Source organism: Ornithinimicrobium faecis (genome assembly GCF_023923225.1).
Classification (GTDB): Bacteria; Actinomycetota; Actinomycetes; order Actinomycetales; family Dermatophilaceae; genus Ornithinicoccus; species Ornithinicoccus faecis.
The window spans coordinates 3,696,115-3,721,478 of sequence record NZ_CP099489.1 but is presented as its reverse complement, the minus strand read 5'-3'; the positions used below and the strand labels follow the sequence as shown (position 1 = coordinate 3,721,478).

The window sequence follows — 25,364 nt, the reverse complement described above, 5'->3', positions numbered from 1 at the left end:
AGGGTATGAAGGATTGCGACTAGGCCCCCGCCGGGTGCTTGTGATAACTTTCACAAGCACCTCGACGTGCGTTTCTGACGTCATCCCGACAGCACCGACCCCCGCTCCGACCAGTGAGGAAGCCGATGCCAGGCAGCCGCAGCCCCCAGCCACGCCCTCGGCGTGCGCTCGGGTCCGTGCGGCGCCGGATGGTCACCTTCTCCCTCCTGCCCGGACTGGCCGTCACCCTGCTGGCCGGCGTCATCGCCTGGGCCGTCTGGGACGAGTGGGCCGCGATCTCTGCCCTGATCGGTGGCGGGATCGGCGTGAGCATCTTCCTGGCGGGCCTGGTCGGCATCACCGGTGTCGTGGCCGGCCCCGCCTACGCCACGATGGCGGGGGCCTTCGCCCTGCTGGGCCTGCAGGTCCTCGTGGGCTTCGCAGTGCTCTTCCTGCTCTCCCGCGTGGGCTGGATCGACATGCTCCCGCTCGGGTTGGGCTTCCTGGCGGCCGGCATGGCCTTCCAGATCGGCACGGTGGTGGGCTACACCGGCTCGCGCCAGCTCGTCTTTGGCGGCGAGAGTGACTCAACGGCCGGTGAGGTGCGATGATGTCGCGAGCCGATGGCGGGAGTGCACCGATGACCGAGCAGCCCGAGCGCTCGAGCGACCCCCAGGGGAGTGCCGAGCCCGAGCACACGCAGGGCTATGCCGCCCAGACCAACATTGCCACTGATGTGATCGCCTATCTGCTGGCTGGCCCGCTGCTGTTCGGCGGCGCCGGCTTTGCCCTCGACCACTGGCTCGACCTGACTTTTTTCGTGGTCATCGGCCTGCTGGCGGGGATGGCCCTGTCCATGTATGTCATCTGGAACCGGTACGGTACGTCATGACGTCCCCCGCGAGTCGGCACCTGCTGCCGCGATGTGGCACGGCCCCAGACCGACTGTGCACGATCCGACTGAGCATGACGCGACTGAGCACGACCACCCGTCCGAGCACGACTGAGGAGAACCTGTGAGCCCGACCGCGGCGATGCTGCTGCCTATGGCCGAGGGGGAGAGCCACTTCCCGCCCGACCCCTCGCTGTTCTGGCAGCCGCTGGTGAAGTTCGGCACCGTCGACCTCTTCGGGTCCGAGATGACCCTGGCGATCACCCGTCCCATGGTCGTCATGGCGATCACCGTCGGGCTGCTCTCCTGGTGGCTCGTCGCCACGACCCGCAAGGCCGCGATCGTGCCGAGCAAGGGTCAGGCCGGCACCGAGGCCGTCTACAACTTCGTGCGCAATGGCGTGGCTCGCGACATGATCGGCAGCCGCGACTTCCTGCCGTTCGTCCCGTTCCTCTTCACGATGTTCGTGCTCATCCTGTTCAACAACTGGATGGGCATCATCCCGCCGGTGCAGATGCCGTCCATGGCGAGGATCGGCATTCCGATCGGTCTCACGCTGCTGGTCTACGTCGTCTACCACTGGGTCGGCGTGAAGAAGCACGGCGCGATCGGCTACTTCAAGTTCATGCTCCCCGGCGGGCTGCCCGGCTGGATCAAGCCGTTCATCTTGGCTCTGGAGATGCTCACGTTCTTCGTGACCCGCCCGCTCACGCTGGCGCTGCGACTGTTCGGCAACATGTTTGCTGGCCACCTCCTGCTCGTCGTCTTCATCATCGGCGGCTGGGAGCTCTTCCTGCAGGGCGGGCTGCTGAGCCTCGTCTCGGTGCCCGCCTGGATCATGGCCTTCGCGATGACCCTCTTCGAGGCGCTGGTGCAGTTCCTGCAGGCCTACGTCTTCGTCCTCCTGGCCGCCTCCTACATCGGTGGCGCCCTGGTGGACGAGCACTGACCAACAACTAAATAGCTCATTGCCACCGAGCGGCTGACAGTCGCCCGGGACAACACATAGAAAGAGAACTGACGTGACTGGTGACATCTCCCTCATCGGCTATGGCCTTGCTGCCATCGGCCCGGCCATCGGCGTGGGCCTGATCTTCGCTGCCTACATCAATGGCGTTGCCCGCCAGCCGGAGGCCCAGAAGATCCTCCAGCCGATCGCCATCCTGGGCTTCGCGCTCGCCGAGGCGCTCGCGATCTTCGCCCTGGTGCTCTACTTCATCCGACTGCCTGGCGCCTGACGCTGGCTTCTCCAGAACCCATCAGAACCGATCCTGGCGTTGCCTCGTTGAGGTGACACCGTTCCAGAGGAGACCATCGTGCAGCTGACCGCTAGCACCCTGACCGCCGTCCCGGTGGTCACGGCCGCCGGGTCCGACGACCCTGAGGCCTCGGCCCTGCCGATCCTGCCCTACCTGCCCGAGCTCATCTTCGGTCTGGTGGCGTTCGGCATCCTGTATTGGGTTGTGGCCAAGTTTGTCGTGCCCAACCTCGAGAAGGCGTATGCCGAGCGCACCGCCGCGATCGAGGGTGGAATGCAGCAGGCCGAGAAGGCACAGCAGGAGGCCGAGGCCGCCCTGCGTGAATACAAGGCCCAGCTCGCCGAGGCTCGCGACGAGGCCGCTCGCATCCGCGAGGAGGCCAAGGAGCAGGGGGCATCGATCATCGCCGAGATGCGGCAGCAGGCGCAGACCGAGGCCAACCGCATCACCGAGTCCGCGACCAAGCAGATCGAGGCCGAGCGCCAGCAGGCCGTGGTCTCCCTCCGCAGCGACGTGGGCAAGCTCTCGACCGACCTGGCCAGCAAGATCGTCGGGGAGTCCCTCGAGGACCAGGCTCGTCAGAGTGGCATTGTCGACCGGTTCCTGGCCGAGCTCGAGGCGGGCAACGTCCGTCCCGAGGTGGTCGGCTCGCAGGTCGACGGGTCCGCTGCTCCTGAGGGACAGGGCAACTGATGCAGGGCGCGTCACGATCGGCTCTCGCCGAGTCCCGCGGGGTCCTCTCGCAGGTGCTCGACCAGGACTCCGACCGCGGCCGCCTGGGCGAGGAACTGCTCCAGGTCGCCAACCTGGTGGGCGGCAACGCGGTGCTCCGGCGCGCGCTGGCCGACCCGTCCCGGGAGGGTGGCGAGAAGGCCGAGCTGGCCAACCGTCTCCTGGCGGGCAAGGTCAGCGAGCCCGCCCAGCGCATCGCGGCGACCATCGCGTCGCAGCGGTGGGCCTCGGAGGCTGACCTGAGCGCCACCCTGGAGGCCTTCGGTGTCGAGTCGTTCCTGGCTCAGGCCGAGGCCGAGGGCCGACTCTCCCAGGTCGAGGACGAGTTGTTCCGCTTCGGACGCATCGTGGACGGCACCGGCGAGCTGCGCTCGGCGCTGACCGACCGCCGTGCCCCCGCGGACTCCAAGGCCCAGGTTGTGCACCGGTTGCTCGACGGCCGCAGCGCCCCGGAGACGGTGCGTCTGGCCGAGCTGGCCGCCACGCACCGGAGCACCCGGTTCGACCACGCGATCGACGGTTACCTGTCCATCGCGGCCCGGCGGCAGGAACAGCTGACCGCCACGATCACCACTGCGGTGCCGCTCTCCGGGCAGCACCGCGAGCGCCTCACCAGCGCACTCGGCCAGCAATACGGCCGTGCGGTGCGCATCAACGAGGTCGTCGACCCCACGGTGGTCGGTGGCATCCGTGTCGCCATCGGTGACGAGGTCATCGACGGCACCATCCTGAGCCGTCTCGACGAGGCGCGCCGCAAGATGATCAGCTGACCCTGCACCCCCCTGACCCACCCCCACGGGCCCGGACCGGGCCGCATACGAGGAGAAGAAGATGACGGAGCTCACGATCCGTCCGGACGAGATCCGGGACGCACTGGACAACTTCGTCCAGTCCTACGAGCCAAACGCTGCCACGACCGAGGAGGTCGGACGCGTGGCCGATGCCGGTGACGGCATCGCCCACGTCGAGGGCCTGCCCTCGGCCATGACCAACGAGCTCCTCGAGTTTGAGGACGGCACGCAGGGCCTGGCCCTGAACCTCGATGTCCACGACATCGGTGTCGTTGTGCTCGGTGAGTTCGCCGGCATCGACGAGGGCCAGCCGGTCAAGCGCACCGGCGAGGTGCTCTCGGTGCCCGTCGGCGACGGCTATCTGGGCCGCGTCGTGGACCCGCTGGGCCAGCCGATCGACGGTCTTGGTGACATCGAGTCCGAGGGCCGCCGTGTCCTGGAGCTGCAGGCTCCCGGCGTGATGGCCCGCAAGTCGGTGCACGAGCCCCTGCAGACCGGCATCAAGGCGATCGACGCGATGATCCCGGTCGGTCGCGGTCAGCGTCAGCTGATCATTGGCGACCGCCAGACCGGCAAGACCACCGTCGCCATCGACACGATCCTCAACCAGAAGGCCAACTGGGAGTCCGGCGACCCGGACAAGCAGGTCCTGTGCATCTACGTCGCGATCGGTCAGAAGGGCTCGACCATCGCCTCCGTGCGCAGCACCCTCGAGGAGGGCGGCGCGATGGACTACACCACCATCGTCGCGGCCCCCGCCTCCGACCCGGCTGGCTTCAAGTACCTCGCGCCCTACACCGGCTCCGCGATCGGTCAGCACTGGATGTATCAGGGCAAGCACGTCCTGATCGTCTTCGACGACCTGTCCAAGCAGGCCGAGGCCTACCGCGCCGTGTCGCTGCTGCTGCGCCGCCCGCCGGGCCGTGAGGCCTACCCGGGTGACGTCTTCTATCTGCACAGCCGTCTCCTCGAGCGTTGCGCGAAGCTGTCCGACGAGCTGGGCGCGGGCTCGATGACCGGTCTGCCGATCATCGAGACCAAGGCCGGTGACGTGTCGGCCTACATCCCGACCAACGTCATCTCCATCACCGACGGTCAGATCTATCTGCAGGCGGACCTGTTCAACTCCGACGTCCGCCCGGCCATCGACGTGGGTGTCTCCGTGTCCCGAGTCGGCGGTGCCGCTCAGGTCAAGGCGATGAAGAACGTGTCCGGTCGCCTGAAGGTCGACCTGGCCCAGTTCCGTGAGATGGAGGCGTTCGCCATGTTCGCCTCCGACCTCGACGCCGCCTCGCGCGCCCAGCTGGACCGCGGTGCCCGCATGGTCGAGCTGCTCAAGCAGCCGCAGTCCTCCCCGATCCCCGTCGAGGAGCAGGTCGCGATCATCTGGGCCGGCACCACCGGTGAGCTCGACTCGGTCGCCGTCCAGGACATCAAGCGCTTCGAGCGTGAGTTCGTCGACTACCTGCGCCGCGAGAAGGCCGACATGCTCGCCGGCATCAAGGAGACCGGCAAGCTGGGCGATGACACCCTGGCCGCTCTGGACTCCAGCATGAAGGCGTTCAAGGACCAGTTCCGCGCCTCTGAGGGCGGCGGCGTCCAGCCGGGCAGCGACGAGGACGACGACAACCGTGACGCCCTCGAGGTCGAGGACGTCAACCAGGAGCAGATCCAGCGCCAGAAGCGCTGACCGCCCGCCGCGCGACCGGTCACCGGTCGCGCGGCAGGCACCACCAACCACCACCACCCGAAACGGCTGACAAGAGAGGCGAGGCATGGGAGCCCAGCAGCGGATCTACCGCCAGAAGAGCCGGTCCGTCCAGTCGACGAAGAAGATCACCCGGGCGATGGAGCTGATTGCGACCTCCCGCGTGACCAAGGCACGCGAGCGGGTGCAGCAGACCACGCCCTACGCCCGCGCGATCACCCGCGCCGTCTCGGCCGTGGCCACCTTCTCCGACGTCGACCACCCCCTCACGCTTGAGCGGGAGAACCCGTCCAAGGCCGGGATGCTGATCATCACCAGCGACCGCGGTCTGGCCGGCGCCTACTCGGCGAGTGTCCTGAAGCGCAGCGAGGCGCTGCGTGAGCTCCTGCAGGATGAGGGCCGCGAGGTCGTCCCCTACCTCACCGGACGCAAGGCCGAGGGCTACTTCAAGTTCCGGCAGCGGACCTTCGAGGAGTCCTGGACCGGTTTCACCGACAAGCCGACCTACGAGGTGGCCAAGGAGATCGGTGACCGGCTGACAGCCGACTTCATCAAGGGCTCCGAGGGCGGCGGGGTGGACGAGATCCACATCGTCTACACCCAGTTCGTCAACATGGTCACCCAGGAGGTGCAGGTCGTGCGCCTGCTGCCCCTGGAGGTCGTGGACGCCGAGGAGAAGGCCAGCGAGGAGGACCTCTTCCCGCTCTATGAGTTTGAGCCGGACGCCTCCGAGGTCCTGGACGCACTGCTGCCGCAGTACGTCACCTCCCGCATCTACAACGCGCTCCTGCAGGCGGCCGCCTCCGAGCTGGCCGCCCGTCAGCGGGCCATGAAGTCGGCGACGGACAACGCCGACGAGCTGCTCAAGACCTACACCCGGCTGGCCAACCAGGCCCGCCAGGCCGAGATCACCCAAGAGATCAGCGAAATCGTGGGCGGCGCCAGCGCCCTCGCCGACGCCAAGTGAGAAGGAAGCACTCCACCATGACTGCAACCGTGAACGAGACGGACACCCAGCAGGGTCAGGGCGGCGTCGGTCGTCTGGCCCGCATCATCGGCCCCGTTGTCGACATCGAGTTCCCCCCGGGGCAGATCCCCGAGATGTACAACCTCCTGAAGACCGAGGTCGAGCTCAGCGGCGAGACCCACACCGTGAACCTTGAGGTCGCCCTCGACATCGGCGACAGCATGGTCCGTGCCATCTCCCTGCAGCCGACCGACGGCCTGGTCCGTGGCGCCCCGGTGCAGGACACCGGCGGCCCCATCACCGTGCCGGTGGGCGACGTGACCCTGGGTCACGTCTTCAACGCCACCGGTGAGGTGCTGGACCTGCCCGAGGGTGAGACCCTCGAGATCACCGAGCGGTGGGGCATCCACCGCAAGGCCCCGGCCTTCGACCAGCTGGAGTCCAAGACCCAGATGTTCGAGACCGGCATCAAGGTCATCGACCTGCTGACCCCCTACGTCCAGGGTGGCAAGATCGGTCTGTTCGGTGGTGCCGGTGTCGGCAAGACCGTGCTGATCCAGGAGATGATCGCCCGTGTCGCCCGCGACCACGGTGGTGTGTCGGTGTTCGCCGGAGTCGGTGAGCGCACCCGTGAGGGCAACGACCTGATCGTGGAGATGGAGGAGGCCGGAGTGCTCGGCCAGACCGCCCTCGTCTTCGGTCAGATGGACGAGCCGCCGGGCACCCGCCTGCGCGTGGCCCTGTCCGCCCTGACGATGGCGGAGTACTTCCGCGACGTGCAGAAGCAGGACGTGCTGCTGTTCATCGACAACATCTTCCGCTTCACCCAGGCCGGGTCCGAGGTCTCCACGCTGCTGGGTCGCATGCCCTCGGCCGTGGGTTACCAGCCGACCCTGGCCGACGAGATGGGTGTGCTGCAGGAGCGGATCACCTCGACGCGTGGTCACTCGATCACCTCGATGCAGGCGATCTACGTGCCGGCCGATGACTACACCGACCCGGCCCCGGCGACCACCTTCGCCCACCTGGACGCGACCACCGAGCTGTCCCGTCCGATCGCCTCGATGGGCATCTACCCGGCCGTGGACCCGCTGACCTCGACCAGCCGGATCCTGGACCGCCGCTACATCACCACCGAGCACTACGACACCGCCGTGCGCGTGAAGTCGATCCTGCAGCGCTACAAGGAGCTCCAGGACATCATCGCCATCCTCGGCATCGACGAGCTGTCCGAGGAGGACAAGATCCTCGTCGGCCGTGCGCGTCGCATCCAGCGGTTCCTGTCGCAGAACACCTACGTGGCCAAGCAGTTCACCGGCCTCGAGGGCTCGACGGTGCCGCTGGCCGACACGATCGAGGCCTTCACCAAGGTCGCCGACGGCGAGTACGACCACGTGCCGGAGCAGGCCTTCTTCATGTGCGGTGGCCTCGACGATGTCGAGCGCCAGGCCGCCGAGCTCGAGAAGAACAGCTGACCGAGCACCATCAGCTGGTGAGTTCACGAACGGGCGGTGGCTTCGGCCGCCGCCCGTTCGGGAACGACACTGGACTAGACTGATCACACGTCATCACCGAGAGGACACAGCACGTGAGTGCACTGCAGGTTGAGCTCGTCGCCGCCGACCGGATGGTCTGGAAGGGCGAGGCTAGTTTTGTGCGCGCGCGCAGCACCGACGGTGACCTCGGCATCATGCCGGGCCACTCACCGCTCCTGGGCGTGCTGGTCGCAGGTGACGTCAGCTTCGACGGTGAGAACGGCCACCAGTCCGTGACCATCGACTCGGGCTTCCTGTCCGTCGACCACGACCGAGTGACCATCGTCGCCGCACAGGTGGATGCGTCCGGTCTGACCGCCTGAGCTGACCATGAACAGCGGCGCCCTCCTCCTCATCGCTCTCGCGATGCTGGGCGCCGTCCTGGTCATGGCAGTGGGGTTCCTCCTCTTCTCCCGGTATGCCGGCGCTCACCACGCCTTCCCCTGCGCCTACCGCACGGACCAGTCCGCAGACTGGCGCCGCGGACAACTCACCTACGACTCGGGCCGCCTCGACCACTACGGTCGCGGTGGCCCGTTCCGTTCCCCACTGCACCGGTGGCAGCGCTCCGGGCTGGATCTTGGGATCGCCCGGTCGCAGGACCCCAACGACTTCCCGTGGTTGAACGGCCCCGTGCTTGCGGTCCCCTGTGAATACGGGCCGGACCGCTTCGAGCTCGCCCTCGGGCTGGAGCACTACACGGCCTTGCGCTCCTGGCTGGAGTCGGTGCCCCCCGGCTGGAACGCCAACGTCGCCTAAACCGACCGAGCGCGTGGTGTGGCGCTCTCAGACCCGACCGAGCGCGTGGGCGCCTGAGTTCTTGGCCCACCGAGCGCGTCGTGTCCTGGCCCGGATGCGATGATGCGGGCATGGTCATCCTCAACCGGATCTACACCCGCACCGGCGACGACGGCACGACTGCCCTCGGAGACTTCAGCCGCACCAGCAAGAACGACCCGCGACTGATTGCCTATGCCGACTCCGACGAGACCAACTCGACGATCGGCGTGGCCGTTGCGGCTGGAGGCCTGCGGCACGACGTCGAGGAGACGCTGGTGCGCGTGCAGAACGACCTCTTCGACGTCGGCGCGGACCTGTGCACGCCGTTGCGCGCGTCCTATGAGTACCCGCCGCTGCGGGTCGACGCTGCCTGGATCGATGAGCTCGAGGCGGACTGTGACCGCTACAACGAGGAGCTTGAGAAGTTGCGCTCCTTCATCCTGCCCGGTGGCACGCCGGGCTCGGCGCACCTGCACGTGGCCCGGACGGTGGCGCGTCGCGCGGAGCGCGGTGCGTGGGCGGCACTGGAGGCTTATGGCGCGGACCCGGCACCCGAGGACGCCGAGCGGGGAATCGGCGGGGTCAACCCACTCACCGCGAAATATCTCAACCGGCTCTCGGACCTGCTCTTCATCCTGGCGCGGGTCGCCAATCTGGAGGCTGGGGGCGACGTGCTGTGGCAGCCCGGAGGCGGTCGCGCAGAGCAGCCGCAGAAGGCTGGGCGCACGGGTCGCGCGAGCGATTGAGAGAATTTACGAAACTGTGACCTCAAAGGGGGCAACCATTCCTGCCCTCACGGCGTTTCCTGGTTAGACACGATTCGACAACACTCACCGAGTGTGCCGGAGACTCAGGGGCACGTGGGCGGAGGCCGGAATGACCGCAGTGGCTTGGACAGGGCCAGGCATCGAGTTGTTCATTGACTCGCCGGGCCGTGAAGCGACCATCCGCGGACAGCTCGGTGTGCGCACCGTGCCTGAGCTCCGCGCACAGCTGCAACGCATCCTCGCCGCTGGCGATGGGGACCTGGTGTTGCATCTCAATGACGCCGAGGTGGCCGACGCCACGGGGCTGGGGGTGCTCGTCGGGCTGCACCAGCGGGCTCGGCGGCAGAACCGTCGCCTGGTGATCGCGGAGGCCTCCGAACGCCTGGAGCGACTGATGCGGATCACCCGGTTGCACCTCGTGCTGGCACGGGTGGACGGCCTGCACGTTGCTGGGCCCCCGCAGTTGCACGCCGGTGTCGGCCTCTCGGGCATGTCCTCGGTGCCCGGTCAGCCGCGCTGACCCTCGGGTCAGCCCACCACCGTCGCGGCGTCGCGTCGCGGGTCCGACGCCGCCGTCAACTCACCGTCCGGAGCGCGCAGGGCGGCGCCCACGCCACCGAAATACATCGAGTGCGGCTCGTGTGCATGCAGCGGCACGGCCGTCTGAGCACCCGCCGCCCTCAGGTCGGTGAGCGCCTCGAGCAACGTCTCTGACGCCTCGTGGTCGATGCGCACTGTGCCGTCGTCCAAGTGACGCACGTGCAGTCGAGGTGCGTCCACGGCATACTGCAGCGTCTCGCCGTGCAGACAGAAGTGCAGCAGCACCTGCAGCAAGGCGGTCGTGATCCGGTCTGCGCCGGGGGTGCCGATCGACAGGACCGTCCCGTCGGGGTGGCGCGCCGTCGTCGGTGACATGTTGGAGGCCATCCGGGTGCCCGGTGTCAGCGCGTGCAGGCCCCGACGATTCAGCTCCGGCTCCCCGAGGGCATTGTTGCCGAGCATGCCGGTGCCGCCGACATACATCCCGGACCCATAGCCAGCGGAGGCGGTGATCGCGCAGGCGTTGCCGTCACTGTCGACCACCGACACGTGGGCGGTGTCCGGTGAGGTGGGCAGACCGACCGCGCCCATCGCAGCGATCGTCTCCAGCAGCTCGTGCCCGGCAGTCTCCAGGTCGTCGGCAACATCGACCCGATGCAGCCGCAGGTCCAGCACGTCCTTCATCACCCGGGCCGCGTGCTCGGGGGAGACCGGCCCGCTGACGTCGCCGATGAGTCGCAGCATCGCGGTGAGCACCGGGCCACCGATCGCCGGCGGGGGGTTGCAGGCCAGCTCCCAGCCGTTGAGCCGGGTGCGCAGCGGTTTGCGAGCCACGGGACGATAGTCGGCCAGGTCGCGGGCGGTGATCAGACCGCCCCGCTCGCTCATGTCAGCCACAATCCGGGCGGCGATGTCTCCGGTGTAGACGCTGGCGGCTCCCTCCTCACCGATCTGACGCAGCGTCGCGACCAGGCTGTCGTCGCGGATCTCGTGGCCGGGCTCCCAGGCCGCTGCGTCGTTGGTGTAGATCCGGCGGGTGTCCGGGTCCCAGGCAAAGATGCTGTGGGCCACCAGCTCGAAGTAGGACGCCGCCGTGTGGCTGAGCTGGAAGCCGTCTGCCGCGAGGGTGGCAGCGTTGCCCAGCAACTCGCCCCACGGTGCGGCCCCGAACCGCTCGTGGGCCAGGCCCATCCCCGCGAACATGCCTGGGATGGCGACCGAGCCGGGTCCGGCATAGGTGGTCAGCCCGCCGCCATAGGTCGTCACGCACTCGATCAGGCCCTTCCCGAACCGCTCGGGGGCTGCACCGCGGCCCGGCATCTCGACGTTGCCGTCGATCACGACGGGGTCGCCGTCCACGGGCCAGATGTTGATGAAGGCGCCGCCGAGCGGGCTGACGATGCCCGGCTCGGTCGCGGTGGCGGTCACCATCGCAGCGATCGCGGCGTCGACGGCGTTGCCGCCGCTGCCGAGGGCGTGCACTCCCGCCTGGGTGGCCGAGGAGTTCGGGGCGGCGATGGCAGCACGGCGGGTCATCCTGCGATTGTGCCCGGACTGCCGGTGTGGCGCACCATCGCCGCGGCTCAGGTCAGAGTCGTTCTGGTGGACAACATCCCGGTCCGGCTCGGGCGGCCCTGCACGAGCGCGGACGGTCTGTCTGGGTCGTCGGTCGATCCGACGCTCAGAACAGCCGGGACGTCGTGTCGTCCTGGCCCCGCAGCGCCTCGTAGTCCAGCGTCACGCAGCGGATGCCACGGTCGGTGGCCAGCACGCGCGCCTGCGGCTTGATCACCTGCGCCGCGAAGACCCCCTGGACCGGCGCGAGGTGCGGGTCGCGGTTGAGCAGCTCGAGATAGCGGGTCAGCTGCTCGACACCGTCGATGTCGCCCCGACGCTTGATCTCCACGGCGACGGTGGCACCGGCCGCGTCCTTGCACAGGATGTCGACCGGACCGATGGCGGTGGCATACTCCCGGCGCAGCAGCGTGTAGCCGTCACCGAGGGTGGCGATGTGCTCGGCGAGCAGCGCCTGCAACTGGGCCTCCACGCCGTCCTTGATCAGGCCCGGGTCGATGCCCAGGTCGTGCGAGGAGTCCGAGATGACCTCGTGCAGGCGGATCCGCAGGTGATCTTCGCGCTTGGCGTGCTGCACCAGCCACACCGAGGCCACGCCCTGCTCGCGCTCCTCGTCGTCCGGCTCGAGCTCAACCATCTTGCAGGGCGGCGCCATCCAGTTCAGAGGTTTGTAGGACCCGCCATCGGAGTGGATCAGCACCGAACCATCGGCCTTGACCATCAACAGGCGGGTGGCGAGGGGGAGGTGGGCCACCAGGGCCCCTTCATAGTCCACGCTGCACCGGGCAATCACGACACGCACGTCCCACACCCTAAAGGTGGTCTGAGAGGATCGGCGCATGGCACGTGAGATCACAACCGTCGGAGTCGTCGGACTGGGCACCATGGGTGCCGGCATCGTGGAGGTGTTCGCCCGGGGCGGGCTCACCGTGATCGGTGTGGAGAGCAGTCAGGAGTTTGCCGAGCGCGGCCGGTCCATCCTGCAGGCGTCCACCGATCGTGCGGTCGCCAAGGGCAAGTTGGACGAGGCCGGGCAGGCCGACATCCTCGGCCGGATCTCCATCACGACCGAGTATGCCGATCTGGCGCCGGTTGATCTTGTGGTCGAGGCGGTCCCCGAGATCATGTCCCTCAAGCACGACGTGATCGGCAAGCTCGAGGCCGTCCTGGCCGACGACGCCATCGTGGCGACCAACACCTCCAGCCTGTCCATCACCGAGATCGCGGCGCCGGCCAAGGTGCCCGGCCGCGTGATCGGCATGCACTTCTTCAACCCGGCGCCGATCCTGAAGCTGGTCGAGGTCATCACCACGCCGCTGACCGCGCCGGAGACGACAGAGACGGTGCGCACGCTGTCGGAGTCGCTGGGCAAGAAGCCGGTCGTGATCGGCGACCGCGCCGGGTTCGTGGCCAACTACCTGCTCTACGGCTATTTCAGCGCCGCGCTGGCGATGTATGAGTCCGGCCACGTCAGCCGCGAGGACCTCGACACCGCGGTGCGGGTGGGCATCGGGCTGCCGATGGGCCCGCTGACCCTGGGCGACCTGGTCGGCCTCGATGTCCTGCACCACATCTCGGACGTGATCTATGGTCACAGCCGCAGCCCCCACCACGCCCCGAGCACCATGCTCGAGCGGATGGTCCTGGCCGGACGACTCGGCCGCAAGAGCGGGCAGGGCTTCTACACCTTCGCCAAGCCGGGCAGCGGGCAGCTCGTCGACGACGAGCGCACCCCAGAGGTGACCTCTGGCCGTGAGATCAGTTCGGTCGCCGTGATCGGTGCCGGTGCCCTCGCCGAGGAGCTGGCCGGGCGATTCACCGAGGGCGGGTATGCCGTCACTCACCTGACCGACCCCGCTGCGGACCTGTCAGGGCTGGCTGAGGTGGGTCTGGTGGTCGAGGCCCAGGACGAGGACGCCCCGGGCGAAGGTGCTCAGGGCGAGGGTGCTCAGGACGAGGGCACGGTCGAGTTGCGGGACGTCGACGAGTTGTTCGCCGAGTTGGGCGAGGTCACGGCGCCGGGCACGATTCTGGCCACCGTCAACACCTACTCCGCCGTCGCGCTCGCGGCCATCAGCGGCCGCCCCGAGGACACCGTGGTGCTGAGCGTGCACGCACCCACCCCGAACGGCCAGGTGATCGAGGCGGGTCGCACCATCAAGACCTCGCAGGAGACGATCGCCACCGTCCGCGCGGTGATCAAGGCGATCGGCGCCGAGCCCGTCGTCTGCAAGGACCGCACCGGCCTGGTGGTCGATGCCCTGCTGGTCACCCACCTCAACGACTGCGTGAAGATGCTGGACGAGGGTTATGCCAGCGCCGAGGACATCGACACCGCCCTGCAGTTCGGCCTGGGCTATCCCAGTGGCCCGTTCGCGATGATCGACACGCTCGGCGCCGACGAGGTGCTCGCGGTGGCCGAGGAGCTCTACTCCGGCACCGCCGGGTTCCAGACCCACCTGGCACCGTCGCCGCTGCTGGTGGAGCACGTGCTGTTGGACGAGCCGTTCCTGAGCGGGCAGGCACGTCCGGACGGGCAGTGACGGTGTGGGCCGGTCCAACCGGAAGCGTCGCGGCGGGCGGGTCCTGCCCAAGCAGGGCGGCCCGCCACCTGCCGACCGCGGCCCAGTGCTCGACGAGGTTGAGTTCCAGGGGCAGGCGTGGGCTGCCCGGCAGGTCCGGGGCAACGACTCCGGTCGACGTTATCTGTGCCCAGGGTGCCTTCAGGAGTTCCCGGCGGCCACTCCGCATACGGTCGCTTGGCCGACTGCTGGCATGCACGGGGTGGAGAACCGCCGCCACTGGCACACCACCTGCTGGGCCGCTCGTGAGCGGCGCCGCCCCGGGGAGGCCTGGGCGTGAGTGACACCGCCGTCATCTGGCTCGCGTTTGGGATCATGGCGGTTGTCGGTCTCTTCATCGCAGGGATCGCGTTCTTCATCTTCCGCTATCACCAGAAACCGAGCCCCGAGCCGACGAGCACCGCTGGCCCGGGCGGCCCGGTGACCCAGATCCCCACCAAGCAGATCTCGGTGGTCCGCTCGAGCCTGAAGTGGCTCGCGCTGGGTCGGTATGCCATGCGCGGCACCCTGACGATCACGCCCGACGGTTTCGAATACACCCGCCCCCTGCGCGGCCCCAAGCGCCATCCCTACGCGAACGTCAGCTTCGTCGAGGAGCCCGACCCCTCACACGGCACGATCCTGACAATCCACCTCACCAACGGCTGGGGCATCGTGGCGCTGACCGGCACGCCGCAGAGCCGCCACCTCGCCGTCGTCGAGCTCTCCCGCTGGGTCCGCGTCGCCCCCGCAAAAATATAGAGGTTTCGCACGCCCACCCCGCATTTTCATACAGGTCTCGCACGCCCACCCCGCATTTTGATAGAGGTCTCGCACGCCGCTCCCGCCCTGTCGTGGCGGCGTGCGAGTCGCAGGAGAGGAGACGACCGTCGTGGACGGGCACGAACCTGGATTAGCTGGGAGGCACTTCCCACGCGCGGCAACTGCGGTGGTGCTGTGGCACCTGCTGCGGGTCGCAGCGCTCTGGGTGCTCATCGGTGCGGCGCTGTTCTGGGCGTGGCTGACGTGGGGTGACCCCGACCCGTGGACCGCTTGGGCGTGCGGTGTGGTGGCCGTGCAGTTCGCCGTGCCGGCCTACACCGTGACAGGTCTCGGGCAGCGGCTGGGGCGGCGCTCGATGACCCGGGGGCAGTTAGCGCTGGGGTGGGCGTGCGTGCTGACGCTCACGATCACAACGACCCTGGTTGCGGCCCTGGTGCTGCGTCAGGTGGAGGGAACCTCGCCGCCGCTCGCGGACCTGGTGGTGAGCACGGTCTTCCCGGCACTGGTCGCGACTGCGGGTCTGGTGACCCTCCCGCGGCTTTGGCACCTGGGCACGTGGTGGGGAGCCGCGGTCAGCATCGCGGTCATCCTGATCACTTTGGCGCTGATGGCCGCGTCCGTGTGGCTGGTCATGGGCGCTCCGGAGTGGCTGGCTCCCGCCCTGTGGATCGGGTCGGTGGCCGCGCTGACGCTGGCCGCCTATCAGTTCAGCCGGGTGTCGATGGCCAATATGCACGCGATCAGCGACGCGTCCTGACAGCCAGGCTCGAGCGTTCGAGGATGTGCGAGACCTTTACGAAAATGCGGGGTGGGCGTACGAAACCTTTATCTTTTTGCGGGGGTCAGAGGCGGTTCTGGCGGGGGACGACGACCTCGTTATAGATCAACAGCATGCCCGCCGCCACGGGGATCGCGACGAGAGCGCCGAGCACGCCCATCAGCGTGCCACCGGCCAGCACCGCCACCACCGTCACCGCGCCGGGCACCGAGACCGTGCGCGCCATGATGCGCGGGACGATCACATAGTTCTCGAACTGCTGATAGATCAGGTAGTAGATGCAGACGACCAGCGCCACGACCCAGCCCTGGCTGAGCGCCACGAGGGCGACGATGACGGCGCCGATGGTGGCACCGACCAGGGGGATCAGCCCCAGGATCCCGACGACGACGGCCAGCACGATCGCGTAGGGAACGCCGAGCAGCTGCATCATGATCCAGGAGCAGGTGCCGTTGATGGTGGCGACTGCGACCTGGCCGAGGGCATAGCCACCGACCCGGCGCATGATCTCCTCGGCCAACCCGATGACCCGGGCCCGCCGGCTCAGCGGCACGATCTTGTAGGCCGCGTCCTTGACGGTCGGCAGCGCGGCCAGGAAATAGAGCGTCAGCACGAGTGCCGTGAAGGCGCCGATGAGTCCGCCAGCCAGAGCGCCTGCGGCACCCAGGACCCCGCCGAAGATCGTGGAGATGAAGGTGCTGTCCTGCAGCCGGTTCTCGAACTCGGCCTCCAGGCGGGTGCTGACGTCATACTCGGCGTCCAGTCGCGTCACCCACTCCTGATTGCCCAGGTCCTCGACATAGCGCGGCGCCCGCTCGATCAGCGTGGAGGTCTCCGAGACGATGGTCGGCACGACGAGCCAGGTGAACAGGCCGAGCACCAGGATCAGGCCGACGAAGACCGTGAAGACGCCGGCAGGCCGGTTCAGCCCGCGGTGGGTCAGGCTCTCCACGATCGGGTTGAGCGCCAGGGTCAGGAAGATCGCGATCACCACGAAGGTGATCACCGAGCTGAGTTGGGAGACGTTCTGCGCGAGCCACCACGCCACGAGCACGCCGAGGGCGCCGAAGAAGCCAAACATGAAGGGCGAGGTCACCATCATCATCTCGCGTCGGCGCTCGACGATGGGCTCCTCGGACGGGCCCGCCCCAGCCACCGGTGCGCTGGGCCCAGTGCCAGCGGCCGCAGTCGTGGCGGCACCTTCGCCCGGTCCCGTTGTGTGTGGGCCCGACGTGTGTGGCCCCGACGTGTGTGGCCCCGACGTGTGTGGGCCCGTCGTGCCCGCGCCCCTGTTGTGCGCCCCGGTCGGGTCGGTCACCGCTGTGCCAGCCCCCGCTGTGTCAGACCCCGGCCGGTCGTGCTCCGCCAGGCCGGGCAGGGTGGCCTGCGGCGAGGTCGCTGGCGCGACCGTCGTCTGTGGCGGCACCGTGGTGTGTCGTCGCTCGATCATCTCCCGCTGCAGACGGTTGCTCTCCGCCAGCTCGGTCAGCTGGGTCTCGCGATAACGCCGCCAGGTCTCGACGGCTTCGCGCCCACGCCCACGCACCCCACCGCCGTCGCCACGCGCCCCGCGGCCCAGTCGGGGCAGGCGCAACCGCCGCCGACCCGCGCCCCCCAGACCCGAGGTGGCTTCTCCCTCGCTCACGGACTCATCATCACCCATGGGCGGCGTGTTCACCGCCAACCTCACCGCTGCCACCGACCGGGGGCTCAACCAGCTCGACCAGGACGCCACCGGTGTCCTTGGGGTGGACGAAGTTGATCCGGCTGCCCCCGGTGCCGCGGCGGGGGCCGTCATAGAGCAGCCGCAGCCCGCGCTCGCGCAGCGCCGCAGAGACGGCCTCGACGTCGGCCACGCGATAGGCCAGCTGCTGCAGCCCCGGCCCGGAGCGGTCGATGAACTTCGCGATCGTCGACTCGGGGGACAGCGGTGCGAGCAGCTGGATCAGCGTGGAACCCTCCGGTGCGCCAGCGGCCCCGATCATCGCCTCACGGACTCCCTGCTCCTCGTTGGTCTCCTCGTGCAGCACCACCAGGCCGAGCACGTCGCGGTGGAAGGCGATCGACGCGTCGAGGTCGGGCACGGCGATCCCCACGTGGTCGATGGCGAGCAGCAGCGGGGTCACGTCGTCAGGAAGGCCAGTCATGCGCCGAGCCTACCGATCGGGGATGCCAGGTGTCGTGGATTTCTGGTCCCGGGCCGTACGGTGCTGCCATGAGCGAACTCCTGGTGCGCGACGTGCGCCTCGTGCCGCTGGATGCAGGACAGCCGACCCATGCGGGACAGCCGACCCACGCAGGACAGCCGACCCACGCGGGCGCCGGCGTGGACGAGCCGACCCAGCCCCTCGACATACTGATCAAGGACGGGCAGGTGGCCGCTGTCGGGACCAACCTGCCCGACGCAGGTGTGCCCGAGCTCGCGGGGGAGGGCCGCTGGGTGGTCCCCGGCCTCTGGGACCAGCACGTGCACATGGTCCAGTGGGCCCTGGTGCGCTCGCGGCTCGACGTGTCGGGGACGGCGAGCGTGGAGGACGTCGTCCAGCGGGTGCGCCACGAGCTGGAGGCCACGGCAGGCACCCCCGCGACGGGCGGCGGCCTCGGCGCACCGCTGATCGGCTGGGGGCACCGCACGGCCGGCTGGGACCGCCAGCCCACGGTGGCCGACCTGGACGCGATCAGCCCCGGGCGGCCCGTCGTGCTGATCAGCGGAGACGGCCACCACGGCTGGCTCAACACACCGGCGCTGCAACTGCTCGGCTGCCCGCCGCGGCAGGGCGTGGTCGCCGAGAACGAGTGGTTCGACGCCTATGACCGCCTCGGCGACCTGCCCGGCGCGGCCGAGCAGGCCGAAGCCGCTGTGCTGGAGGCGATCACGGCCGCCCGGGCGCAGGGTGTCGTGGGCATCGTGGACCTGGAGTTCAGCCCTGCCTGGGACCTGTGGCCGGCCCGGATCGCCGGGCGCGGGCCGTTCCGGGTGCGCACCGGCGTCTATGCCAGCAAGCTCGCCGACATCACCGCGCGCGGCTGGCGCACCGGCGACCCGCTGCCCGGCACCGACGGGTGGGCCCGGATGGGCGCGCTGAAGATCATCTCCGACGGCTCGCTCAACACCCGGACCGCCTGGTGCTGCGACCCCTATGCCGACTCCGCGGACCTCGTCGCGTCACACGGTCTGCCCAACTTCACCCAGGAGAAGTTGACCGAGCTGGTCGCCACCGCGCACGAGCACGGCCTGGAGACGGCGCTGCACGCGATCGGCGACCGCGCGGTCCGCCAGGCCCTGGACGTCTTCCGCGCGACCGGCGCAACCGGCTCGGTTGAGCACGCCCAGCTCGTCGCCCCGAGGGACCTGCCCCACTGGTCGGGCCTGCCGGTGCGCGCCAGCATCCAGCCCGCGCACCTGATCGACGACCGCAGCGCCACCGAGACGCTCTGGCCCGATCGCACCCGCAACGCCTTCGCCTATCGCCCGCTCCTGGACGCCGGCATCCCGCTCGCCCTGGGCTCGGACGCCCCCGTCGCGCCCCTCGACCCGTGGCTGGCGATGGCGGCCGCGGTCTGGCGCGGGGCCGCCGGCGATGAGGCCTGGCACCCCGAGCTCTCGCTCACTCCTGCCGAGGCGCTCACCGGCTCGGTCGACGGGCGGCGGCTGACTGTGGGGGAGCCCGGTGACCTGGTGCTGCTGCACAACGATCCGTATGCCGAGGGCGGGGCTCCCGGGTCCCCTCCCCTCCCGCAGCGGGCGGCCGAGCAGGCGCAGGTGCTGCGCGACATGACCGTGGGAGCAACCGTGATCGGTGGTCACCTGGTCCACGGCGGGTGAGTTGAGCCGCGCGGCTAGGATGGCAGGACCGCTCACGCACCACCGATGTCGCTGGAGGACACCTCATGACCGCAACACCCCACGCCCCGCAGACCGACCAGGGAGCGAACGTCTCGGTCATTGTCGCCGGTGCCCGCACCCCGATGGGTCGCATGTCCGGGGGGCTGAAGGACTTCTCCGGTGCGGACCTCGGCGGCTTCGCCATCAAGGGCGCGCTCGAGAAGGCTGGGGTCAGTGGCGACCAGGTCGACTACGTGATCATGGGCCAGGTCCTGACCGCTGGTGCCGGCCAGATCCCCGCCCGCCAGGCCGCGGTGAAGGGCGGCATCCCGATGGACGTGCCCGCGCTGACCATCAACAAGGTCTGCCTCTCCGGGCTCGACGCCATCGCGCTGGCCGATCAACTGATCCGCGCCGGCGAGTTTGACGTCGTCGTCGCAGGCGGCCAGGAGTCGATGACCAACGCTCCCCACCTGCTGGAGAAGAGCCGCGCCGGTTTCAAGTATGGCGACGTCACGATGCGTGACCACATGGCCCACGACGGCCTGTGGGACGCCTTCACCGACCAGGCGATGGGCAACCTGACCGAGGACGCCAACGTCGCGGACAAGGAGTTCAGCCGCGAGGAGCAGGACGCCTTCTCCGCGCGCAGCCACCAGCTCGCTGCCAAGGCGTGGGCGGACGGCAAGTTCGACGACGAGGTCGTCACCGTCAAGGTGCCGCAGCGCAAGGGCGACCCCGTCGACTTCCGCACCGACGAGGGCATCCGTGAGGGGACGACCACCGAGTCCCTCGGCAAGCTGCGCCCGGCCTTCTCCAAGGACGGCACGATCACCGCCGGCAGCGCCTCGCAGATCTCGGACGGTGCGGCGGCGGTCGTGGTGATGAGCAAGGCAAAGGCCCAGGAGCTGGGGCTGACCTGGCTGGCCGAGATCGGCGCCCACGGCGTGGTCGCCGGCCCGGACTCCACCCTGCAGAGCCAGCCGGGCAACGCCATCCTCGCGGCCTGCAAGAAGGACGGCATCGAGCCCACCGACCTGGACCTGGTCGAGATCAACGAGGCCTTCGCTGCCGTCGGCCTGGCCTCCACCAAGGAGCTCGGGCTGGACCCGGAGCGGGTCAACCCCAACGGTGGCGCCATCGCCCTCGGTCACCCGATCGGCATGTCCGGTGCCCGCCTGGTCCTGACCCTGGCCCTGGAGCTGTCTCGTCGTGGCGGTGGCACCGGCGCGGCGGCCCTGTGTGGTGGCGGTGGTCAGGGTGACGCCCTGATCGTGCGCGTGCCCGCCCAGGCCTGAGTTGGCTCCCCGCGAGGTCGACGTCACCGCCCTGGTCGAGCAGGCCAGGGCGGGGTCAGCGCGTGCCGTGGCACGGCTCATCACGCTCGTCGAGAACGATCACCCTGCCCTGCGTGAGGTGATGGCGGCGCTGGCTCCGCACACCGGCAACGCCCACATCATCGGGCTCACCGGCAGCCCCGGGGTCGGCAAGTCCACCAGCACGTCCATGCTGGTCAGCGGCCTGCGTGCCCGCGGCCTGCGGGTCGGCGTGCTGGCGGTCGACCCGTCCTCACCGTTCTCGGGCGGTGCCCTGCTGGGTGACCGGATCCGGATGACCGACCACGTCCTCGACCCCGAGGTCTATATCCGCTCGATGGCCAGTCGCGGGCACCTCGGTGGCCTGTCCTGGAGCACCCCGCAGGCGCTGCGGGTGCTCGATGCCGCCGGGTGCGACGTCGTGCTCGTCGAGACCGTCGGCGTCGGGCAGAGTGAGGTCGAGGTCGCGGGCCTGGCCGACACCACGCTGGTGCTGTTGGCGCCCGGCATGGGCGATGGCGTGCAGGCCGCCAAGGCGGGCATCCTGGAGATCGGCGATGTCTTCGTGGTCAACAAGGCCGACCGGGAGGGCGCGGACAACACTGTCCGCGAGATCCGGCACATGATCAGTCTCGGTGACCGCACCGAGCCCGGCCTGTGGCGCCCGCCCGTCGTCAAGACGATTGCCGACCGGCACGAGGGCCTCGACGAGGTCCTTGAGGCCCTCGACAAGCACCGCGCATGGATGGCCGACGGCGAGCTGCACCGCCGGCGGGTCCGTCGGGCCGGCGCCGAGATCGAGGCCATCGCCCTCGCCCAGTTGCGGGCGCGGATGGGTGTGCTCGGCCACGGCGACGACCTCACCTCGGCGGCCGAGGAGGTCGTGGCGGGCGAGTCCGACCCCTATGCCGCAGCAGACCGCGTCGTCGCCGCCCTCTGAGCGGGCTGACCCACGCTGGACCGGGACGTGGGCGGGGACCTGCCCGAGGCGCTCCCTCTCGTGCGGGATCGGCGTTGCCGAAGCCGACCGAGCGCGTCGTGTGGCGAGATTTACCCCCACCGAGCGCGTGAGGAGGCGGTTCTCAGGCCGACCGAGCGCACGGGGGACGGGTATGCCGAGGCGCGCCTCGGCATACAGCCGCCGGTCCCGCGCTCGGTGGTGGGATTTCTCAGGCGTCCATGTGCTCGGTGGGCTGTTTTTTCGCCAGCCCATGCGCTCGGTGGGGTGGCAGGCGGTCGAGGTCATCGACCGTCCACTCCTCGCCCGTGCGCGGCATGGCCGTCATGACACCCATCGTCCACCTCTTGGTCTCCCTTGTCACCATGGCCAATCAGGTGACCCACGGGCTAGGTTGGGGACATGACTGAGGAGGAGTCGGCATACGTCATCCGTCCGCCCCGGGTCGAGGACGTCGAGGCGCTCGGCGCAGTGCACTGCAGGGTGTGGCAGGAGGCCTATGTCGGGCTGATGGACGAGGCGGCCTTCGCCGAGCTGACCCCTGAGCGCTTTGCCATCCAGTGGAGGCGGCGGATGGAGCGGATGGGGGCTGACGGGCACCACCCCAACGGCGAGCAGGTCGCGGTCGCTGAGCACGGTGACGACGTCGTGGCCTTCATCAGCGTCGGGCCAGCCCGTGACGAGGACCCTCCGACCGACACCCAGCTCTGGGCGATCAACGTGGTCTCTGACCACCTGGGCACCGGCGTGGCCCAGCGGCTGATGGACCAGGTGCTGAGCGACCGTCCGGCCTACCTCTGGGTGGCCGACGGCAACGACCGGGCCATCCGCTTCTATGAGCGCAACAACTTCCGGCTCGACGGGGTGCAGACGACCGACCGGGACGACGGGCTCGTCGAGCTGCGCATGGTGCGGCGCTAGGCCCTGACATGGGCGAGTTCTTCGACGCGGAGCAGGGAGGCCCGCTCCGTCTGGAACTGCGCAGCATCGACGGCAGCGACTTCACGCTGCTGCGCCAGATCGCCTTCCGCAGCGACCACTATGCGGAGTGTTTTGTGGTGCCGGCCGACCTGCGGCGCTTCACCACCGACCTGGCCTCGGTTCCCGAACTGTTCACCTGGTTGGTGCCCAGGACCGGCGACTTCCTGCCGGCCGCGGTGCTGCACGACGCGCTGGTGCGGCCCGGAGCCTTCCTGGGGCCGGACACGGATCGCGACGGGCGGCCGTTCGCCCGGCCCGAGGCCGACCGGATCTTCCGCGAGGCGATGATCGGGCTGGGCACCGGGCGGGTCCGTGCCTGGTTGATGTGGTCGGCGGTCACCCTGACCACCATGTGGCACTCCGGGAAGACCTGGACCCGGGCGGTGCTGATCGGGCTGTTGGGCACTGTCACGGTGCTGGGCGTGTTGGCCACCCTGGACTTCTTCAACGTGATCGACCTCGTGCCGTGGATGGGTGGACCGGACACCCCGTGGTGGCAGAAGGTGCTGGGCGGCGCCGCCGGAGCCATCGTGATCCCGGCCGTGCTCGCGCTGAGCTGGGGACGGTTCCGGGCCGCGGGCGTCATCATCGGCATCGCCCTGGCCCTCCTGCTGCACGTCACGATCGCGCTGGCCGTGCTGCTGGTGGTCTATCGGGTCGTGGAACGTCTCGTCAGTGGCCCGGCCAACCCCGAGGGCGTGCGCACCCAGGACAAGATCGAGGCGCAGCGAACCGCCCACGGTGAGCCTCGGCATACGGACTGATCGACTCGGGGTTGACGCGACGTCAAGCGGTAGGCTGCGGACATGAGCGACAGCGTTGTTTCCGACTCCTCCCAGACCTCCGGCCGCGACCGGTGGCAGCAGCGTTATGAGGCTGCGGTCGCCAAGGGGCAGGTCCGGGACGCGGACTTCACCACCCTCTCTGGCATGGAGGTCGAGCCCGTCTATGGGCCCACCCCCGAGGCCGAGGCCGCCGACGAGCGCATGGAGCGCATCGGCTGGCCGGGGGAGTTCCCGTTCACGCGTGGGCTCTACCCCACCGGCTATCGCGGACGCACCTGGACGATCCGCCAGTTCGCCGGTTTTGGCAACGCGCAGCAGACCAACGAGCGCTACAAGATGATCCTGGCGCGCGGCGGTGGCGGCCTCTCGGTCGCTTTCGACATGCCGACGCTGATGGGCCGCGACTCCGACGAGGCGCTGAGCGTGGGGGAGGTCGGGCACTGCGGCGTGGCGATCGACTCCGCTGCCGACATGGACATCCTGTTCTCCGACATCACGCTGTCCGACGTCACGACCTCGATGACGATCAGCGGGCCCGCCGTGCCGGTCTTTTGCATGTATCTCGTGGCTGCCGAGCGGCAGGGTGTGGACATCACCAAGCTCAACGGCACGCTGCAGACCGACATCTTCAAGGAGTACATCGCCCAGAAGGAGTGGCTGTTCCCGCCGGAGCCCCACCTGCGCCTGATCGGCGACCTGATGGAATACACCAACGCCACCATCCCGGCCTACAAGCCGCTGTCGGTCTCCGGCTATCACATCCGTGAGGCGGGCTCGACGGCCGCTCAGGAGCTGGCGTTCACCCTCGCCGACGGCTTCGGCTATGTCGAGCTGGGCCAGTCGCGCGGCATGGACGTCAACACGTTCGCGCCGGGTCTGTCCTTCTTCTTCGACTCCCACCTCGACTTCTTTGAGGAGATCGCCAAGTTCCGTGCTGGCCGCCGCATCTGGGCGCGCTGGATGCGTGACGTCTATGGCGCCACCGACGAGAAGGCGCAGTGGCTGCGCTTCCACACCCAGACCGCTGGCGTCTCCCTCACCGCTCAGCAGCCGCTCAACAACGTCGTGCGGACCGCGGTCGAGGCCCTCGCCGGTGTGCTCGGCGGCACCAACAGCCTGCACACCAACGCCCTCGACGAGACCCTGGCCCTGCCCAGTGAGCAGTCCGCCGAGGTCGCCCTGCGCACCCAGCAGGTGCTCATGGAGGAGACCGGCATCGTCAATGTCGCCGACCCGCTCGGTGGATCCTGGTATGTCGAGGCGCTCACCGACAAGATCGAGGCCGAGGCCGAGAAGATCTTCGAGAACATCCGCCAGATGGGCGAGCGGGACCGCACCCCGAACGCTGACGGCACCTTTGACCACCCGATCGGCCCGATGACCAGCGGCATCCTGCGCGGCATCGAGGAGGGCTGGTTCCAGTCCGAGATCGCCGAGGCGGCCTTCCAGTATCAGATCGCGCTGGAGAAGGGCGACAAGAAGATCGTCGGGGTCAACGTGCACACCGAGTCGGTCAGCCACGAGCTGGAGATCCTGCGCGTCAGCCACGAGGTGGAGGTCGATCAGGTCTCGCTGCTGAGCTCGCGGCGCGAGGGCCGCGACCTGGCCAAGGTGCAGGGCGCCCTGGAGACGATGATGGCCACCTCCCGCACCGGCGAGAACATGATCCCGAGCATGCTCGAGGCCGTGCGCGCCGAGGCGACCCTGGGTGAGATCTGCAACGCGCTGCGTGATGAGTGGGGCGTCTATCGCGAGCCCGCACGCTTCTGATCCGCCGTGTTCGGATGAGATGTCCGTCACGCTGTTTCTGTGCGTGGGCGCTGTGCATACCACCCCCCGGTGTGGGCTGCC

Annotated in this window: 27 protein-coding genes; 23 read left to right on the top strand and 4 right to left on the bottom strand. The window is 69.0% G+C overall.

Features of this window, described 5'->3' with window-relative positions:
• The first annotated feature begins 125 nt into the window (after positions 1–125).
• The 13 genes from NF556_RS17320 to NF556_RS17260 all read left to right on the top strand — a co-directional run bounded on the left by NF556_RS17320 (position 126) and on the right by NF556_RS17260 (position 9,930).
• Complete coding sequence (locus tag NF556_RS17320) at positions 126–590, top strand: hypothetical protein (protein ID WP_252592355.1); 465 nt, start codon at positions 126–128, stop codon at positions 588–590.
• A gap of 29 nt (positions 591–619) precedes the next feature.
• Positions 620–871, top strand: a complete 252-nt coding sequence (locus NF556_RS17315) for an AtpZ/AtpI family protein (RefSeq protein ID WP_252592354.1) — start codon at positions 620–622, stop codon at positions 869–871.
• A 124-nt stretch (positions 872–995) separates the two neighbouring features.
• Entirely contained in the window at positions 996–1,820 is an 825-nt protein-coding gene (gene atpB / locus NF556_RS17310) for a F0F1 ATP synthase subunit A (RefSeq protein ID WP_252592352.1), read from the top strand.
• A gap of 73 nt (positions 1,821–1,893) precedes the next feature.
• Positions 1,894–2,109 carry an ATP synthase F0 subunit C gene (gene atpE, locus NF556_RS17305; protein WP_252592351.1) on the top strand — a complete coding sequence of 72 codons (216 nt, stop codon included), beginning with the start codon at positions 1,894–1,896 and terminating at the stop codon, positions 2,107–2,109.
• An 84-nt stretch (positions 2,110–2,193) separates the two neighbouring features.
• Entirely contained in the window at positions 2,194–2,823 is a 630-nt protein-coding gene (locus tag NF556_RS17300; protein WP_425606995.1) for a F0F1 ATP synthase subunit B, read from the top strand.
• Positions 2,823–3,632 carry a F0F1 ATP synthase subunit delta gene (locus NF556_RS17295; RefSeq protein WP_252592349.1) on the top strand — a complete coding sequence of 270 codons (810 nt, stop codon included), beginning with the start codon at positions 2,823–2,825 and terminating at the stop codon, positions 3,630–3,632. Before NF556_RS17300 ends, NF556_RS17295 begins: the two co-directional genes overlap by 1 nt.
• A gap of 61 nt (positions 3,633–3,693) precedes the next feature.
• Positions 3,694–5,343, top strand: a complete 1,650-nt coding sequence (gene atpA / locus NF556_RS17290; protein WP_252592348.1) for a F0F1 ATP synthase subunit alpha — start codon at positions 3,694–3,696, stop codon at positions 5,341–5,343.
• An 85-nt stretch (positions 5,344–5,428) separates the two neighbouring features.
• Positions 5,429–6,328, top strand: coding sequence for a F0F1 ATP synthase subunit gamma (locus NF556_RS17285; RefSeq protein WP_252592347.1), 900 nt, complete (start codon positions 5,429–5,431; stop codon positions 6,326–6,328).
• A gap of 17 nt (positions 6,329–6,345) precedes the next feature.
• Positions 6,346–7,803, top strand: coding sequence for a F0F1 ATP synthase subunit beta (atpD, locus tag NF556_RS17280; RefSeq protein ID WP_252592345.1), 1,458 nt, complete (start codon positions 6,346–6,348; stop codon positions 7,801–7,803).
• 113 nt (positions 7,804–7,916) lie between these two features.
• Complete coding sequence (locus NF556_RS17275; protein WP_252592344.1) at positions 7,917–8,186, top strand: F0F1 ATP synthase subunit epsilon; 270 nt, start codon at positions 7,917–7,919, stop codon at positions 8,184–8,186.
• A 7-nt stretch (positions 8,187–8,193) separates the two neighbouring features.
• Entirely contained in the window at positions 8,194–8,622 is a 429-nt protein-coding gene (locus NF556_RS17270) for a DUF2550 family protein (RefSeq protein WP_252592342.1), read from the top strand.
• A 110-nt stretch (positions 8,623–8,732) separates the two neighbouring features.
• Positions 8,733–9,389 (top strand): cob(I)yrinic acid a,c-diamide adenosyltransferase, encoded by a 657-nt coding sequence (locus NF556_RS17265; RefSeq protein WP_252592341.1) that lies wholly within the window; start codon positions 8,733–8,735, stop codon positions 9,387–9,389.
• 130 nt (positions 9,390–9,519) lie between these two features.
• Positions 9,520–9,930 carry an STAS domain-containing protein gene (locus NF556_RS17260; protein ID WP_252592339.1) on the top strand — a complete coding sequence of 137 codons (411 nt, stop codon included), beginning with the start codon at positions 9,520–9,522 and terminating at the stop codon, positions 9,928–9,930.
• Positions 9,931–9,938: 8 nt separating this feature from the next.
• Here NF556_RS17260 and NF556_RS17255 read toward each other — a convergent pair whose 3' ends face one another.
• Entirely contained in the window at positions 9,939–11,486 is a 1,548-nt protein-coding gene (locus NF556_RS17255; RefSeq protein ID WP_252592337.1) for a gamma-glutamyltransferase, read from the bottom strand.
• Positions 11,487–11,631: 145 nt separating this feature from the next.
• Entirely contained in the window at positions 11,632–12,327 is a 696-nt protein-coding gene (gene nucS / locus NF556_RS17250; protein WP_252592335.1) for an endonuclease NucS, read from the bottom strand.
• Positions 12,328–12,364: 37 nt separating this feature from the next.
• Here nucS and NF556_RS17245 point away from each other — a divergent pair, with 37 nt between their 5' ends.
• The 4 genes from NF556_RS17245 to NF556_RS17230 all read left to right on the top strand — a co-directional run bounded on the left by NF556_RS17245 (position 12,365) and on the right by NF556_RS17230 (position 15,626).
• Positions 12,365–14,068, top strand: coding sequence for a 3-hydroxyacyl-CoA dehydrogenase (locus NF556_RS17245; protein ID WP_252592334.1), 1,704 nt, complete (start codon positions 12,365–12,367; stop codon positions 14,066–14,068).
• Positions 14,069–14,072: 4 nt separating this feature from the next.
• A complete protein-coding gene (locus NF556_RS17240) occupies positions 14,073–14,387 on the top strand; it encodes a hypothetical protein (RefSeq protein WP_252592332.1) in 315 nt (104 codons plus the stop codon).
• Complete coding sequence (locus tag NF556_RS17235; RefSeq protein ID WP_252592331.1) at positions 14,384–14,848, top strand: hypothetical protein; 465 nt, start codon at positions 14,384–14,386, stop codon at positions 14,846–14,848. The genes NF556_RS17240 and NF556_RS17235 overlap by 4 nt, the downstream gene beginning before the upstream one ends.
• A gap of 100 nt (positions 14,849–14,948) precedes the next feature.
• Positions 14,949–15,626: a hypothetical protein gene (locus NF556_RS17230; RefSeq protein WP_252592329.1), complete on the top strand. Its 678-nt coding sequence runs from the start codon at positions 14,949–14,951 to the stop codon at positions 15,624–15,626.
• An 85-nt stretch (positions 15,627–15,711) separates the two neighbouring features.
• Here NF556_RS17230 and NF556_RS17225 read toward each other — a convergent pair whose 3' ends face one another.
• Together NF556_RS17225 and mce are read right to left on the bottom strand one after the other, a co-directional pair.
• Entirely contained in the window at positions 15,712–17,292 is a 1,581-nt protein-coding gene (locus tag NF556_RS17225; RefSeq protein WP_252592327.1) for an AI-2E family transporter, read from the bottom strand.
• A 10-nt stretch (positions 17,293–17,302) separates the two neighbouring features.
• Positions 17,303–17,794 (bottom strand): methylmalonyl-CoA epimerase, encoded by a 492-nt coding sequence (mce, locus tag NF556_RS17220; RefSeq protein ID WP_252592325.1) that lies wholly within the window; start codon positions 17,792–17,794, stop codon positions 17,303–17,305.
• A 68-nt stretch (positions 17,795–17,862) separates the two neighbouring features.
• Between mce and NF556_RS17215 the strand changes: the two genes are divergently transcribed.
• The 6 genes from NF556_RS17215 to icmA all read left to right on the top strand — a co-directional run bounded on the left by NF556_RS17215 (position 17,863) and on the right by icmA (position 25,283).
• Positions 17,863–19,473, top strand: a complete 1,611-nt coding sequence (locus NF556_RS17215) for an amidohydrolase (protein WP_252592323.1) — start codon at positions 17,863–17,865, stop codon at positions 19,471–19,473.
• Between the two features lie 65 nt (positions 19,474–19,538).
• Positions 19,539–20,771: an acetyl-CoA C-acetyltransferase gene (locus NF556_RS17210; RefSeq protein ID WP_252592321.1), complete on the top strand. Its 1,233-nt coding sequence runs from the start codon at positions 19,539–19,541 to the stop codon at positions 20,769–20,771.
• A gap of 1 nt (position 20,772) precedes the next feature.
• Entirely contained in the window at positions 20,773–21,729 is a 957-nt protein-coding gene (gene meaB / locus NF556_RS17205; protein ID WP_252592319.1) for a methylmalonyl Co-A mutase-associated GTPase MeaB, read from the top strand.
• A gap of 420 nt (positions 21,730–22,149) precedes the next feature.
• Entirely contained in the window at positions 22,150–22,668 is a 519-nt protein-coding gene (locus tag NF556_RS17200) for a GNAT family N-acetyltransferase (RefSeq protein ID WP_252592317.1), read from the top strand.
• A gap of 8 nt (positions 22,669–22,676) precedes the next feature.
• Positions 22,677–23,492: a DUF1353 domain-containing protein gene (locus NF556_RS17195; RefSeq protein WP_252592315.1), complete on the top strand. Its 816-nt coding sequence runs from the start codon at positions 22,677–22,679 to the stop codon at positions 23,490–23,492.
• A gap of 42 nt (positions 23,493–23,534) precedes the next feature.
• Positions 23,535–25,283 carry a coenzyme B12-dependent isobutyryl-CoA mutase large subunit gene (icmA, locus tag NF556_RS17190; RefSeq protein ID WP_252592314.1) on the top strand — a complete coding sequence of 583 codons (1,749 nt, stop codon included), beginning with the start codon at positions 23,535–23,537 and terminating at the stop codon, positions 25,281–25,283.
• Positions 25,284–25,364: the final 81 nt, after the last annotated feature.